The sequence below is a fragment of the Pseudomonas glycinis genome, assembly GCF_054871425.1.
On the sequence record NZ_JBTYHF010000005.1, the window covers coordinates 438,954 to 454,412 of the forward strand.

Below are 15,459 nucleotides of genomic sequence, written 5' to 3' on the forward strand. Positions count from 1 at the left end.
CAAAGGAGCTCTTTAACAATCTTTACTTGCTGGCAACTGTCTCAGGTTGCCAGCCACCGCCGAGGGCCTTGTAGATCGCGACGATGCCGCGATACAGCTCGACTTCGGCCTGGGCCTGAGTGTCTTCGGCGTTCAGGCGCTCACGCTGGGCGTCGAGCAGGACGAGGAAATCGGTGGTGCCTTCGCGATAACGGATTTCTGCCAGGTCAGCAGCCTTGCGACTCGATTCGCTCTGACGGATCAGCGAGATCAGGCGTTGCTGACGCTTGCCGTAATCGCTGAAGGCGTTTTCCGATTCTTCCAGCGCCAGCAGTACTTGTTGCTCGTAGTTGGCCAGCGCGCCTTCGGCGTCAGCATCGGCGCCGCGCAAACGGGCACGGACGCTGCCGAGGTCAAACGCCGCCCAGGTGATGCTCGGGCCGAGCGCCCAGGCGTTGGCCGCCGAAGAACCGATCTGCGAACCACGCCCGGCGGTCCAGCCGAGGAAGCCGCTGAGGCTGACCCGGGGGAACAGATCGGCCTTGGCCACGCCGATGCGCGCAGTGGCCGAAGCCAATTGCCGCTCGGCGCTAAGGATGTCCGGACGACGTTGCAGCAGTTCACCCGGATCACCGATCGGCAGCGCTTTGGCGATGGCCGGCAGGTCTTTCGGGCTCAGGTCGACGGTCAGTTTGTCCGGGCGTTCGCCGAGCAGGGTAGCGATACGGTTTTTCTGCCGAACCTGCTCCGCCTGCAACTGCGGCACGGTGGCTTCGACGTTGGCCAGACGCGCATCGGCGCGCTCGACATCAAGCTGATCACCGACACCGGCGTCACGCAGGCTGATGGTGATCTTGCGCGACTCCTGCTGGTTGTTCAGGTTGGCCACGGCGATTTTTTCCCGCAGTTGGGCGCCGCGCAGTTGACCGTAGGCGTCGACCAGTTCGGCAATCATGGTGACTTGCAGCTGATACAGATCGGCTTCGGCGGCCTGCTGGTCGGCATCGCTGGCTTCCAGATTGCGCTGGATGCGGCCGAACAGGTCGAGCTCCCAGGCCATGTCCAGACCGAGGTCATAGCGCTCGCTATTGACCCGGTCGGTGGTCTGGCCGGGAATCTGGCCCTTGCCCAAGTCACTGCTGGCGCGGCTGGTGATGGTAGGCATCGCGTCGTTGCTGGCGTCGTCGCGGATCGCCCGGGCGGCTTTCCAGCGGGCGAACGCCACGCGCAGTTCACGGTTGCCTTGCAGCGACTGGCTCACCAACTGGTTCAGGGTCGGATCATCGAATTGCTGCCACCAGATGCCTTCGAATTTCGAACGGTCGAAGTTCTTTTGCCCGGCGGCGCCGTCGGTGGCGGTCGTGATGTTGGCCGCCTCCGTGGCTGGGGTCTTGTAGTCGGGGCCGACGGCGCAGGCGCTGAGGGCCAGCACCAGCAGACTCGGCAGGAAGACTTTCAGACTCATTGTTGCGCCTCCAGTGGCTTTTGAAGAGTGTGCGCCTTGGCTGCTTTGCGCTGCTCGCCGCGTTCGACAAAGTTACGGATCAGTACGTAGAACACTGGCGTCAGCAGCAGACCGAAGAAGGTCACCCCGAGCATCCCGGAGAACACCGCCACACCCATGGCGTGACGCATCTCGGCACCGGCACCGCTGGAGAACACCAGTGGCACCACGCCCATGATGAACGCGAACGAGGTCATCAGGATCGGCCGCAGACGCAGGCGGCAGGCTTCCAGCACCGCTGCGAGCGGGTCGAGGCCTTCTTCCTGTTTATCCTTGGCGAACTCGACGATCAGAATCGCGTTTTTACAGGCAAGTCCCACCAGTACGATCAATCCGATCTGGGTGAAGATGTTGTTGTCACCGCCGGAGATGATCACACCGGTAATGGCCGACAGCAGGGTCATCGGTACGATCAGGATCACCGCCAGTGGCAGGCTCCAGCTTTCGTATTGTGCGGCGAGCACCAGGAACGCCAGCAGCACGCAGAGCGGGAACACGAACAGCGCGGTGTTGCCGGACAGAATCTGCTGGTAGGTCAGGTCGGTCCACTCGTAGGTCATGCCGTTCGGGAGTTCTTCCTTGAGCAGTTTCTCGATGGCTTTTTCTGCCTGGCCAGAGCTATAGCCCGGGGCTGCGGCACCGTTGATTTCAGCAGTGATGAAGCCGTTGTAGTGCATCACGCGATCCGGTCCCGAGGTGTCGCTGACCTTGATGAAGGTCGCCAGCGGGATCATCTCGCCTTTGTTGTTGCGTACTTTCAGCTGACCGATCTGATCGGATTCAAGACGGAACTGCTGTTCGGCCTGAACGTTGACCTGATAGGTGCGCCCGAAGCGGTTGAAGTCGTTGGCATACAGCGAACCCAGATAGATCTGCAGGGTGTCGAAGATGTCGCTGACGGCCACGCCATGGGTCTTGGCTTTTTCGCGGTCGATGGCGGCATCGACCTGTGGCACGTTCACCGTGTAGCTGGTGAACAGGCCGGCCAGTTCCGGCACGTTGTGGCTCTTGTTGATGATGTTCATGGTTTCTTTGTACAGCTCGTCGTAGCCGAGGTTGCCCCGGTCTTCGATCTGCAGGCGGAAACCGCCAATGGTGCCCAGGCCTTGTACCGGCGGTGGCGGGAAGATCGCCATGTACGCTTCCTGAATGTTCGCGTACTGGCCGTTCAAGGCACCGGCAATCGCACCGGCGGACATGCTCGGGTCTTTACGCTCGTCGAACGGTTTCAGGGTCACGAAGACGATGCCGGCGTTCGGGCTGTTGGTGAAGCCGTTGATCGACAGGCCCGGGAACGCTACGGCGCTTTCCACGCCCGGCTGTTTCAGCGCGAGGTCGGACATGCGCTTGATCACGTCTTCGGTGCGATCCAGGCTCGCGGCATCCGGCAATTGCGCGAAGGCCACCAGGTATTGCTTGTCCTGGCCGGGTACGAAACCGGTCGGCGTGCTGGAGAAACCGAAGAAGGTCAGCACCATCAGGCCTGCATACACGAGCAGGGCAATGCCGCTGCTGCGGATAACCCGGCGCACGGTGCCGACGTAGCCATGACTGGCACGGTCGAAGAAACGGTTGAACGGACGGAACAGCCAGCCACCGAAGATTCTGTCGAGCACTTTCGAGAAGCGGTCTTTCGGTGCGTCGTGACTCTTCAGCAACACAGCAGCCAGCGCTGGCGACAAGGTCAGCGAGTTGAACGCCGAGATCACTGTCGAGATCGCGATGGTCAGTGCGAACTGTTTGTAGAACTGCCCGGTGAGGCCGGAAATGAATGCCGCCGGAATGAACACGGCACACAGCACCAGTGCCGTGGCCACGATCGGCCCGGTCACTTCACGCATGGCGCGCTTGGTCGCTTCGACCGGCGTCAGTCCGAGTTCGATGTTCCGTTCGACGTTCTCCACCACGACGATGGCGTCGTCCACCACGATACCGATGGCCAGCACCAAGCCGAACAGCGACAGGGCGTTGAGCGAGAAGCCGAACAGGTGCATGACCGCAAACGTACCGATCAACGATACCGGCACCGCCACCAACGGAATGATCGAGGCGCGCCAGGTCTGCAGGAACAGAATCACCACCAGCACCACAAGGATCAGCGCTTCGAACAGGGTGTGCACCACCGCCTCGATCGAGCCACGAACGAAGATCGTCGGGTCATACACGATGCTGTAGTCCATGCCCTGCGGGAAGCCTTTCTTCAGCTCTTCCATCTTGCCGCGCACTTCGTTGGAAATGTCGATGGCGTTGGAGCCGGGACGCTGGAAGATCGGGATTGCCACCGCCGGCTGATTGTTCAGCAGCGAGCGCAAGGCGTATTGGCTGGAACCCAGTTCAATGCGTGCGATGTCCTTCAGGCGAGTGATCTCACCGTCGTCGCCTGCGCGAATGACGATATTCTCGAACTCTTCTTCGGAGACCAGACGGCCTTGGGTGTTGACCGACAGCTGGAAGCTTTGCGCGGTCGGGGCAGGGGGCGCGCCCAGTTGACCGGCGGCGACCTGACGGTTCTGCTCGCGAATCGCGGTCACCACATCGGTGGCGGTCAGATTGCGCGAAGCGGTCTTGTTCGGGTCGAGCCAGACACGCAACGAGTAGTCGCCCATACCGAACAACTGCACATCACCGACACCACCCAGTCGAGCCAGCTCATCCTTGATGTTGAGGATTGCGTAGTTGGACAGGTAGAGCATGTCGTAGCGCTTGTCCGGTGAGGTCAAGTGCACAACCATGGTCAGGTCGGGCGAAGCCTTGTCGACGGTGATACCGATGCGCGTCACTTCCTCGGGAAGCTTCGGCTCGGTCCGGGTCACCCGGTTCTGCACCTGCACCTGCGCGTTGTCCAGGTCAGTGCCCAGGGCGAAGGTGATGGTCAGGGTTATCTTGCCGTCGGCGGTCGACTGCGAGGACATGTACAGCATGTTCTCGACGCCGGTGATGGCCTGCTCCAGCGGAGCGGCCACGGTTTCACCGATGACTTTGGGGTTGGCGCCCGGGAAGTTGGCGCGCACGACCACGGTCGGCGGCACGACTTCCGGGTATTCGCTGATCGGCAACTGGAACAGCGAGATCGCACCGGCGATCAGGATCAACAGCGACAGCACCGCTGCGAAGATCGGCCGGGAAATGAAGAATTGGGAAAAATTCATCGGAGTTGTCGTCCCTTAACCGCGTGGGGTCGTAGCGGCCAGCTTCGCAGCCGAACCCGATGCGCCCTTGGCAGGGGCAACTTTGGGCAGGTTGCTGGCTTCCAGCGCTTGACGTTGTTGAGCGAGGGCGGCGAGGGTCTGCTCGCTGGCCATCGGAATCACTTCAGGGGTGACCGGTGAGCCAGGACGAACCCGTTGCAGACCCTTGACGATGATCGTGTCGTCCTTGTTCAGACCGTTGCGGACGATGCGCAGGCCTTCGATTTTCGGACCGAGTTCGACGGCGCGGTAGGCGGTCTTGTTGTCGCCATCCATCACCAGCACGAACTTCTTGCCCAGGTCAGTGCCCACGGCTTCGTCATTGATCAGCATGGCGTTGTAGGTGCCGCTGCCGACCAGTTTCAGCCGTGCGTACAAGCCCGGGGTGTAGGTGCCGTCAGCGTTGTCGAAGACTGCGCGACCACGGATGGTGCCGGTTTTCGGATTGACCTGGTTGTCGACGAAGTTCATCTGGCCCAGGTGCGGGTTGCCGTCTTCGTTGGACAAGCCCATGTACACCGGCGTGGTGGCGCCGCGCTGGCCGTTGCGGGCCAGTTGGGTGTATTTGAGGAACACGCGTTCGTCGGCGTCGAAGTAGGCGTAGACCTTGTCGGTTGAGACGACGCTGGTCAGCGCGGTGGTGTCGGCGGTCACCAGGTTGCCGGCAGTGATTTCGGCGCGGCTGACGCGGCCGCTGATCGGTGCGGTCACGCGGGTGAAGCTCAGATTCAGTTTGGCCAGGTCCAGTTGTGCCTGCAGGGCACCAACCGCGGCGCGGGCCTCTTGGGCAGCGCTGGTGCGCGAGTCGGCCAGTTCAGCGGAAATGGCGTTGCTGGTACGCAGGCGTTCGCCGCGAGCGGCTTCGTTTTCGCTGCGAGTGGCGGTGGCGCGGGCTTGAGCAACCAGCGCTTCGAGGCGGCGTACCTCGGCCTGGAACGGACGCGGGTCGATCTGGAACAGCAGGTCGCCTTTCTTGACCAGCGCGCCTTCGGTGAACGCGACCTGATCGATCTGGCCCGAAACCCGTGGGCGGATTTCAACGGTTTCCGGCGCTTCGAGGCGCCCGGTAAATTCGTCCCACTCGTTGACCGGTTGTTCCAGCACCTTGGCTACGCTGACTTTGGCAGCGGGCGGGGCGCCGGCAGTCTCCGGAGTTTTGCCGCAGGCGCTCATCACCAGTACGGCCAGCATGGCCAACGGGAAGCGCAAATGTTTGAGTGATTGTTCCATGGATGCAATCCGCCGAAGTATTGAAGATGGGCGGATGATGCTCGGCGCAGGTGTGATGGCACGAATCGAATGAAGCAAAGGTAACTATCATTCGGAATGATATAAGCGCCGAGGCAGCCCTCTAGCATGCACCTTTCGTTAGGGGGCTATTAATCGGCTTGAAGGCAATTCTGTGTTGCTTGATCTGCAATGATTGCGACCGAAGCTGCGCGCGGAGGATTATCCGGCGATTAAATGCCTCGCTGTTATCAGCACCTCGCCCACTTGCCGGAGCAATACGCCAATGTCGCGGAACGGGCAATCAAGGGAGTTTCGCTCTAACATGAGCGTAACCTCATGCTCTGATATTTACCGTCCCCGGATCATTTTTATGCGAGACCTGCCCCCGACCGCGACCCTGCGGGCTTTCGAAGTGGCCACCCGGCACCCGACGTTCACGGCTGCCGCTCAAGAACTGCACGTGACCCAAAGCGCCGTCAGTCATCAGCTCCGGCACCTGGAAGAACTTTGGGGCTTGCAATTGTTCGAGCGCGGCAAGGCGTTACGCCTTACAACAGCGGGGGCGACGCTGGCGCCGATCGTGCGCGAGTTTTTCATGAGCCTTGAAGCAACGCTGGAGGATCTGCGCGAGCAAAAGGACAGGGTTCGCCTGTCGGTCAGCACCACTTATTCGTTTGCCTTGAAGTGGCTGCTGCCACGCTTGCCGAACCTGTCGCGCCTGCACCCGGAGCTGTTGGTGTCGCTGGATACCACGGACACGATCATCCATTTCGCCAGCGGCGAAGCCGATGTCGCCATTCGCTTGGGCAAAGGCAATTATCCCGGTCTGTATTCGGAGTTCCTGTTCGGTGAGCAGGTGTTTCCCGTGGCCAGCCCCGAACTGCTGCAGCGCGTCGGCAGGCCGGGCAGTCCCGCCGATTTGCTGCAGTTGCCGTTGCTGATTCGCGACGGCGCCGAGTTGGCGCCGAAATGGGAGGTGTGGTTTCAGTCCGTCGGGCTGGAGTTTTTACCGCTGCGCGAAGGCGTCAGGTTTGGTGATACCAATATGACGGTGGAAGCTGCGTTGCTCGGCCAGGGTGTGGCGCTGGTGCGCAGCGGCCATGTCGAAAACGAAATCGCCGATGGCCGTCTGGTGAGGCTGTTCGATGTGCCGTTCACTTCGCCTTTGGCCTACTATTTCGTCTGCCCCAAAGGCATCGAAGCCCAGCCGCATATCCTCAGATTTCGCGAGTGGTTGCTCAGTGAAGCATTGAAGGTACAGAACCCCCAGCGCTGAAGCATGAGCTTTTGCTCATGCTGCAATGAGGAAACTTCGCTGTAATGCCAATGCCCGAGATGCCTAGAATGCCGCATGCCAATCCATCTCGTACTCCTCGTTCTGTTCGCCGCGCTCCTGCACGCCAGCTGGAACGCGCTGCTGCGCGGCGGTGCCGATCGGCTCTGGTCGATGACAATAATGTGCGTGGCCATCGCCATCGTCTGCCTCATTGCCACCTTTTTCATGGCCGCGCCTGCACCTGAGAGCTGGGGGTATGCGCTGCTCTCGGCACTGCTGCATGTCGGCTACAACCTGTTCCTGGTGCGCAGCTATCGGGTCGGCGATCTAGGGCAGATCTATCCGATTTCCCGCGGCTCGTCACCGGCGCTGATCACCCTTGGCGCCGCGCTGTTTGCCGGCGAAACCATTACTCCCGCTGAGCTGCTCGGCATCGGTCTGGTATCCGGCGGAATCATTTCCCTGGCCTTTCGCGGGCGCAGCCTGTCGGTGCCGAGCCTGCCGTATGCGCTGGGCACCGGTTGTTTCATCGCCGCCTACAGCGTCGTCGATGGCATTGGCGCCAGGCTTTCCGGTGCGCCGCTCGCGTACACGGTGTGGATGAGCGCCCTGTGGGGTGTGTTGATGCCATTGGTGTATATCGGCCTGCGCGATGCTCGCAGTCTGTTTTCCGTACGGCCCGGAATGCTGACCGCTGCGGTCGGCGGACTGGTCTCGTTGCTGGCCTACGCAATCGTTATCTACGCCATGAACGAAGCGCCACTGGGTGCGGTGTCGGCCTTGCGCGAAACCAGCGTGTTGTTTGCCGCATTGCTCGGCTATTTGTTCCTCGGTGAAAAGCTCACCGTCCGCAGGATGCTGGCCTGCGTGGTCATCGCCAGCGGCGCCATCATCATCGGCTGACATAGGCCAACTGCTCAGGAGAACGTCGCATGGATAAAGTCTCGCAGGCCCCGCTGATTCTGATCACCGGCGGCAGTCGCGGAGTCGGCGCCGCCACCGCCCGACTCGCTGCCGCGCAAGGCTACGACGTTGCCATCAGCTACGTTGCCAACGAGTCCGCCGCTCTTGAGGTGGTGGCGGATATCGAAGCGTTGGGGCGCAAGGGCCTCGCGCTGCGTGCTGACAGTGCTGACCCCGAGCAGGTTGCTGAACTGTTCTCGGCCCTCGATCGCTCATTTGGACGGATCGATGTTCTGGTCAATAACGCTGGCGTTCTGGCAAAACAGTCACGCATGGAGGACCTGAGCTTTGAACGCATGCAGCGCATCTTCGCGGTCAATGCTCTGGGACCGATCCTGTGCGCGCAGCAAGCGGTGAAGCGCATGGCTTATCGGCACGGCGGCACAGGTGGGGCAGTGATCAACGTTTCTTCTGCCTCGGCGCGCTTGGGCAGCCCGAATGAATACGTTGATTACGCAGCATCGAAAGGCGCGCTGGAAACCTTCACCATCGGCTTTGCCAAAGAAGTCGCGCGCGAGGGGATTCGGGTCAACTGCATTCGCCCGGGGCACATCTATACCGACATGCACGCGAGCGGCGGCGAGCCGGGGCGGGTGGATCGCGTGAAGGACACTATCCCCATGGGGCGGGGCGGTCAGCCGGAAGAGGTGGCGCGGGCCATCTTGTGGCTGGCCAGCGCGGAGGCCTCCTTTGTCACGGGTACTTTTCTGGATGTGACTGGCGGCAAGTGATTCGGGTCGGGAAAGAGGCTAAAGGGCTTTCAGGGTCGAGATTCACAGGGGGCGCCTGATCTTCCTGTTCTTGGCCAGTCAGGTCATGGGGTCAGGTGGTTGATCAGCCGCAGGCAAGTGCAAATGCGATTCCATGGCGTCATGAAGGAGTCGGACGACCTCGATCACGTCGTCATTTGCCACGCGATAGAACACGATATGGCGCGGGCTCTTGACCGTTCCATGAGTGGGTTTCGCCTGCTGGCGCGAATAGATGAGGTGATAGCTGCGGAGGCCTGGTGCAAGCTCATCGCGGTCATGGCTGCCAATGCGATAAGGCTTGTCGGACAGCGCTTGGAGCGCTGCAAGGATCAGCGCTTGGTAGCGCTGGCGGGCCTGGTCGCCGAACTGGGTATGGGAGAGTCTGAGTATGTCGACAATGTCGGCGCGCGCGGGGTTGGAAATCCGATATCGCGGCATCCTCAGTGTTTCTCGCGCGCGGGGAGGGAAGCCTCTTGGCTCAAGCCTTCAAGGTAATGTTCCAGATCCCCTTCGTTCACCTGAGTAAAACGCCCACGCTCAAGATCCATGATGCCGATCGAGGTCGCCTGACGCAGTGCCTCGATTTTTGCGGTATCTTCGGCGACGCGCTGCTCCAACAGCCGCAAGCCTTCGCGCATTACCTCACTGGCATTCTGATACCGGCCTGACTGGACAAGGTCATGAATAACCTGTTCCTGGTGTGGAGTGAGCACTACGTTTCGGGTCGCCATAATTATCTCCAGTGCTGGCCAAACCGGTACTTACGAACATTGGCATATTATGCCAATTTGCCCGTCCGGATATTGAATCGGGATCTGATTCCGACGGGGTGCGTTCTACCGTACTTCCGATAAAGCACCCTAGCCGACGATACCTAAAGACTATCCGGATCGCCAAAAAACATCTGAATCCGCGACCTCAACCACCGCTCTCCCGGGTCGTTATCCTGCGAGCCACGCCATGCCATGTGCAATTCGAAGGTCCGCGTCGGCAGCGGTGGATCTTCAGCCCGCAGACCGCCGGCTGCCGTCAGTGCCTCAGCCGTGTAATCCGGCACGGTCGCGACGATATCGGTGCCCGCCAGCAGCGTGCCGAGTCCGTTGAACTGTGGCACTGCCAGCACCACGTGCCGCTTGCGTCCGAGTTTTTCCAGTTCTTCATCGACAAAACCACTGAGGTCGCCAGCGAACGACACCAGTGCGTGCGGTCGGGCGCAGTAATCGTCCAGGCTCAACGGCCCCGGCACGGTGTCGGCGCGCAGCAGCTTCGGTGCGCTGCGGCGCAGGACCTTGCGCTTGGCGTTGGCCGGCAGGTCGGTGGTGTAGCTGACGCCGATCGAAATCTCGCCGGAGGCCAGCAGGCCAGGCATCAAGATGTAGTTGACCCGCCGCACCACGAGGACGATGCCTGGTGCTTCGGCGCGCAGGCGCTTGAGCAGCATGGGCAGCAGGGCGAATTCGACGTCGTCGGATAATCCAATGCGGAACACCGACGTGCTGGTCGCCGGATCGAAATCGGCGGCACGACTGACGGCGGTCGAGATCGAATCAAGGGCGGGCGAGAGCAGGGCGAAGATTTCCACCGCGCGGGCGGACGGCTCCATGCTGCGGCCGGTGCGGACAAACAAGGGATCGTCAAACAGGCTGCGCAGACGCGACAGCGCCGCACTGATAGCCGGTTGGCCGAGGAACAATTTTTCCGCGGCCCGAGTCACACTGCGTTCGTGCATCAATGTTTCGAACACGATCAGCAGGTTCAGGTCGACACGACGCAGGTCATTACGATTCATCTGGAGTCCTGGCAGAGTCATCAAACTTGACGAGGGCGACCATATGAGAACAATGGCCGGCATGAATCTTACGGGGAAAGGCTGGTACTCTGCACCGGAAAATTCAGCTTTACTGCGACGGTGGCAGGCCTTTTTTCATGGATTTTGCCAATGCCGCCCTTGATGCGGAATCAATGACAGGCATGTCGACTATTAATAGCCACTGATGGTCTTGGGTCCAAAGCCCAGATAGAGTTCATGGCATTAGAGGTTACTTTGACGAGGTTTGCGATGTCCCGCACGATCCGTTTTCACAAGTTTGGTCCGGCCGAGGTGCTCAAATGCGAAGAGCATGCGGCTGCTCAGCCAGGTCCTGGCGAAGTGCAGGTGCGTGTCGAGGCAATCGGCATCAGTTGGTACGACACCCTGTGGCGCCAGAATCTGGCGTCGTCCCAGGCACGTCTTCCCTCGGGCCTCGGTCATGAAATGGCTGGTGTGGTCACTGCGGTGGGCGCTGATGTCGACGACCTGTCCGTCGGCGACAAAGTGGCCAGTTTTCCCGCAGAAAGCCCGAACGACTATCCGGTGTACGGCGAGTCGATCGTCCTGCCGCGCACCGCGCTGACCCGTTATCCCGATGTGCTCAGCCCGATCGAAGCGAGCGTGCATTACACGCCGCTGCTGATCGCCTACTTCGCTTATGCCGATCTGGCACGGGTCAAACCCGGTCAATTTGCGCTGGTGACTGACGCCAGCCACTGCGCCGGCCCGTCGTTTGTGCAATTGGGCAAAGCGCTGGGTGTGCGAGTGATCGCCGCGACCAAATCGGCGGAGGAGCGTGAGTACCTGCTGTCCCTCGGTGCGGAGAAGGTCATCGTCACCGAAGAGGAAGATCTGTTGATGCGCATCAACAAGATCACCGACAACCGCGGCGTCGATGTGGTGTTCGATGGTCTTGGCGGCCCGCAGATGTCGTTGCTTGGCGACGTGCTGGCGCCACGCGGCAGTCTGGTGCTGTACGGGCTGCAAGGTGGTAACCAGACCCCGTTCCCGGCGTGTGCGGCGTTTCAGAAGAACATCCAGTTTTTCGTGCACTGCATCGGCAACTTCACCGGCAAGCCGGAGCTGGGCATTGTCCAGGACCACGTCGCTCTGCAGCGTGCGCTGCGTGACATCAACCAGTTGACCGCTGACCGCGTGCTCCTGCCGCTCAAGACGCGTGTATTCGCGTTCAACGAGTTCGTCGAAGCGCATCGCTACATGGACGAATGCCCATGCCGCGAGCGAGTGGCCCTGCAAGTGGAAACCGCGTAAATCAGCTCATCAGAGTCCGTGGCCGCCACGGACTCTTTTCTGTTTAGATCCTCCGCTGTCAGTAAACCCTTCCCGATATCGAAGCATCGGCCCTTCAGCAACTGAACTGGTTTTTGCCTTCGATCTGTATCTTCTAATCACACTATAAGCACTGATAATTGAATGATTACTTTCATCTCAAGGAATGAGCTATGGCTGTGCATTCAATTTGTCCAAGGCAATATCAAATGGCTGGCTCGGCTGGCTTCGCCAATTTCTGTTTAATTGCTGTAGGGCGTTTCGGAAGTTGCTTCTCCTTTTCTTGTAATGATTTGTCGTGGGACGTTGTGGGAAGTTTCCTCAGATCATTTTCGAATGGCGAAAGCCCAATGAATACGGGTGGTTGAACGTGACGCTTGGCATCTGGATGGCTTTATTCAGGTGAAGTGTTTCAAATAACTACAACTTTGTAAGTGTTAGCATTTCAGCGTCTATTACTTATTGATCCAATTGCCGCGCGCCCATTGTCATGTCTGCGCGGCATGAAACTTTTGATACCGGGTAAATACCGATGAGCACGATCCATGATCAGGCAATGAACTATGTCTATCAGCAAGTATTGCAGCGTCTGCTGAGTTTCTTTTCCCGAGCCGAGCGTACGGCATTGCAGTTGTTGATACAGCGCTTGGTGGTGGCCGCAGGCGGCATGGAAAACATTGGGCAATTCAAGGTGCTGGTGCCTCAGTCCGGCCTGCGTGACGGCTGCTACACCCTGGCCTTGCTCCGGGCTGCGCAGTTGACCATTGCCGGACGTGCTCCGGCAACCTTCCAGTTGCGTGTGGCTTCCCTGCGCTGGAGTGGCGACAGCCCGCTCGCCCTGCAAAACCTGCATCGCAGCTACAGCGCGCTGTTTCTTTATGACGATCCGCGGGTCGAGGTGCTGATGGTGGATAACCGCGAAGTGCTGCCGTTCGACCATCGCACGCCTGTGAGCAACGAAGGGCGTGAGGCCAGTCGCGTCAATCTGCTGCTGGTCGGGCACTGTCGCACCTGGCTGGAAACGCCTGAATTATGGGATGACGCCTATCTGGCGACGGCCGAGTACTACAGCCAGATCGCCCGCTGGAACAATGGTGTCGACGCCATGATCAGCACTGAAACCAAAGGCAGTCAGCAGCATTTCCTCGAAGGCCTGAACCGCGCAATGCAGCGAGTGGCAATAGCCGGTCCAGAACTGGCCAATGCCGGATTCGAAGCGCTTTTTCCGCTGCTCGACGGGCTCGGTGATGATTTTTACCGCGAGCTGCGCGCAGATGATGACCGGATAGCGTGGCGCCCGGAAGGTGAGTTCGAAGCCTGCCGGCGCACCAGTTTTATCGACATCAACGACATGATGGTCGGCAAAATCGAGGATCGCTGGCCGCTGCTGGGCGAATTTCTCGGTTATGAACCTGACGATTTGGCGCTGTACCAGGGCGAAGCGGTATTCGCTGACCCTCTGATCTCGGCGCACGTGCGAGGTTTGTACGCACGCTTCATCGAAGGGCGCGCCTATGAGGCGGGTATCGACGATTATGTTCGTCACACGCTGGCCGACATGCGGCGAAAACAGGTCGCCGAATCTGTCTGCGAGCACTTGCTGGCCAGCTATGACAATGCCGGCGGGCCAGAGCAGCTGCGGGCGCTTGCCGAGGATTACCTCATCAATGGTTTCGGATTGAGCGAAACGCAGCTGGTGTGCCTGCTGTTTGCACCATTCATAGACAACGGCAAAGGTCTCGAGCGGTTCCTGCGCAACTGTCATCCCGGCATGCTGGTCGCCATGCCTGACCTGCACCGCGCCATGCAAGGCTTGCACGCGCCGGAGCAGGTTTTGAAGTGGATAACGGAAGTGAGCGGGTTGCCAGTCAGGTTGGTGATCCGCCTCTATGCAACGGGCCCTGTGCAGATGAATGCGCCCGCGCAATTGGCCTCGGAGAGTTCGGGTTCGGATGAGGCGCATTCGGCTGCGCCGTTCGAGCGGTCGACGGAACGCTGACGGTGAGCCGGAGCCTGGGTTGTGAACCGATATCTACGGAAATGAGGGTGTGAAAAGCGCGCGGGACAACGACTTTGTTTATCAGGCAGTTTATCGATATCTGACCACGCTGATTGATGACGCCGGAGGTGGTGCGGCGGTACGCATGCCTTCCTTGCGACAACTGGCGGATCGACTGAATGTCTCCATTTCAACGGTGCAGTACGCCTATTCGCTTCTGGAGAAGGAAGGTCGAGTCTATTCGATAGCCAAGTCAGGGTATTACGCGCAAGCGCTGTTCAGCATGGATGCGCCCGGCAACGGCAATGATCTGCTGGAGACCGTGTACGTCAACGCCAGACGTCCCGGAATGTGTGTGTTGAGCGCCGACGAACCGGCCTCGCTGCAACCGCTGGACAGCCCGTTGTTGACGCTGGAACGTGAGCTTCTGCGCCAATATCCGCGTCAGCTACAGACATTCGTGCAACCTTGCGGAGAGCTGGAGTTGCGGGTTGCCCTGGCAGCGCGGTACACGAGTTCGACAGAGCATTTCTGGCATGCCGATGACATCTACATCGGTGCTGATCTGCGCGGGGTCCTGGAAATTCTGATTTCGGTGCTTGAATTGCGTCACACCAGCGTAATTGTCGAATCACCGTGCGACTGGGTGATACTGCGTCTGCTCGAGTCGTGCGGGGTGCGCGTGATCGAATGGCCATTGCTGGCCGAAGGCGTGCTTGACCTGTCGGTACTGCAATCGCTGCTGGAGAACGAGCCAGTACGTCTGGTTCTTTTGTCTTCAGTGTTGAGCATGCCCCACGGCAAGGGTTTCACCCATGAGCGTCAGCAGGCCGCCGCGCAGTTGCTCAATCAACATGGCGTCTGGGTGCTGGAAAACGACTGCTACAGCGAGCTTGACGAGCGCAATGATTCACAGCGTTTGCGCAGTTGGCTTGATCCTGAGCGTCTGCTGGTGTTTTCCACTTTCGAGAAATTCATCGGCGCTGAAGCGCCATTCGGCTTTGTCCTGTCGCGTCACTGGCGTGAGGCGCTGCAACGCCATTTTCTGCTGCGCGCATTTCGCTTGTCGCCGATCCGCCAAAAGGCGATTGCCCGGTTGTTGAATGGCGGGCGGCTTGATCAGCATTTATCTGTGCTGCGGCGAATGCTGGGTGAGCGGCGAGCCGTGTTGATCCAGGTTCTGCACGAACGTTTGGGCGATACGCTGCAGATCGTCGAGCCGCAGGGCGGGGCGACGGTGTGGGTGCGTTCGTTACGGCCGGTCGACATGGCGAATGTGTTCCGTCGCCTGCTCAAGCAACAGATCATCGTGGCCCCCGGCGAGCTGTTCAGCCTGCAAGGTCTGCATGCGGATCATCTGCGGATAAGCGCGTTGCACCACGGCGAGCGGGATCTGCCGAGTGTCATCGGCTTGCTCGGTGATGCCTTGCGCCTGTCGCCCGGTCAATAACGTTAAAAAACATCGGGC

At 60.0% G+C, this 15,459-nt stretch carries 12 protein-coding genes; 6 read left to right on the plus strand and 6 right to left on the minus strand.

The features are described from left to right. Positions 1–22: 22 nt before the first annotated feature. From ACYSTU_RS15070 to mexE, 3 genes are read right to left on the minus strand one after another with little or no spacing between them, the layout of a single operon-like run. Positions 23–1,444, minus strand: a complete 1,422-nt coding sequence (locus ACYSTU_RS15070) for an efflux transporter outer membrane subunit (RefSeq protein ID WP_016774854.1) — start codon at positions 1,442–1,444, stop codon at positions 23–25. Beyond that, complete coding sequence (locus ACYSTU_RS15075) at positions 1,441–4,632, minus strand: efflux RND transporter permease subunit (RefSeq protein ID WP_024013078.1); 3,192 nt, start codon at positions 4,630–4,632, stop codon at positions 1,441–1,443. Before ACYSTU_RS15075 ends, ACYSTU_RS15070 begins: the two co-directional genes overlap by 4 nt. Before the next feature lie 15 nt (positions 4,633–4,647). Further along, a complete protein-coding gene (gene mexE, locus ACYSTU_RS15080) occupies positions 4,648–5,901 on the minus strand; it encodes a multidrug efflux RND transporter periplasmic adaptor subunit MexE (protein WP_039761553.1) in 1,254 nt (417 codons plus the stop codon). A gap of 370 nt (positions 5,902–6,271) precedes the next feature. Between mexE and gcvA the strand changes: the two genes are divergently transcribed. The 3 genes from gcvA to ACYSTU_RS15095 all read left to right on the plus strand — a co-directional run bounded on the left by gcvA (position 6,272) and on the right by ACYSTU_RS15095 (position 8,871). Beyond that, positions 6,272–7,177 (plus strand): transcriptional regulator GcvA, encoded by a 906-nt coding sequence (gene gcvA, locus ACYSTU_RS15085; RefSeq protein WP_136492598.1) that lies wholly within the window; start codon positions 6,272–6,274, stop codon positions 7,175–7,177. 75 nt (positions 7,178–7,252) lie between these two features. Continuing rightward, a complete protein-coding gene (locus ACYSTU_RS15090) occupies positions 7,253–8,080 on the plus strand; it encodes an EamA family transporter (RefSeq protein ID WP_122881640.1) in 828 nt (275 codons plus the stop codon). A 29-nt stretch (positions 8,081–8,109) separates the two neighbouring features. Beyond that, the gene (locus tag ACYSTU_RS15095) at positions 8,110–8,871 is read left to right on the plus strand and encodes an SDR family oxidoreductase (protein ID WP_136492599.1); all 762 of its coding nucleotides are present in this window, start codon (positions 8,110–8,112) and stop codon (positions 8,869–8,871) included. 78 nt (positions 8,872–8,949) lie between these two features. Here the strand turns inward: ACYSTU_RS15095 and ACYSTU_RS15100 are convergent, their stop codons facing one another. The 3 genes from ACYSTU_RS15100 to ACYSTU_RS15110 form a co-directional block, all read right to left on the minus strand. Continuing rightward, complete coding sequence (locus tag ACYSTU_RS15100; protein ID WP_264365335.1) at positions 8,950–9,330, minus strand: type II toxin-antitoxin system RelE/ParE family toxin; 381 nt, start codon at positions 9,328–9,330, stop codon at positions 8,950–8,952. Between the two features lie 2 nt (positions 9,331–9,332). Next, the gene (locus ACYSTU_RS15105; protein ID WP_071172546.1) at positions 9,333–9,623 is read right to left on the minus strand and encodes a type II toxin-antitoxin system ParD family antitoxin; all 291 of its coding nucleotides are present in this window, start codon (positions 9,621–9,623) and stop codon (positions 9,333–9,335) included. Between the two features lie 143 nt (positions 9,624–9,766). Then, complete coding sequence (locus ACYSTU_RS15110) at positions 9,767–10,681, minus strand: LysR family transcriptional regulator (RefSeq protein WP_016774850.1); 915 nt, start codon at positions 10,679–10,681, stop codon at positions 9,767–9,769. A gap of 270 nt (positions 10,682–10,951) precedes the next feature. On the opposite strand from ACYSTU_RS15110, the gene ACYSTU_RS15115 reads away from it, so the two are divergent. From ACYSTU_RS15115 to ACYSTU_RS15125, 3 genes are all read left to right on the plus strand, one after another. Then, positions 10,952–11,974, plus strand: coding sequence for a zinc-dependent alcohol dehydrogenase family protein (locus ACYSTU_RS15115; protein WP_016774849.1), 1,023 nt, complete (start codon positions 10,952–10,954; stop codon positions 11,972–11,974). A gap of 550 nt (positions 11,975–12,524) precedes the next feature. Beyond that, positions 12,525–13,991, plus strand: a complete 1,467-nt coding sequence (locus ACYSTU_RS15120; RefSeq protein ID WP_498999703.1) for a hypothetical protein — start codon at positions 12,525–12,527, stop codon at positions 13,989–13,991. A gap of 49 nt (positions 13,992–14,040) precedes the next feature. Further along, positions 14,041–15,441, plus strand: a complete 1,401-nt coding sequence (locus ACYSTU_RS15125) for an aminotransferase-like domain-containing protein (RefSeq protein ID WP_217878263.1) — start codon at positions 14,041–14,043, stop codon at positions 15,439–15,441. Positions 15,442–15,459: the final 18 nt, after the last annotated feature.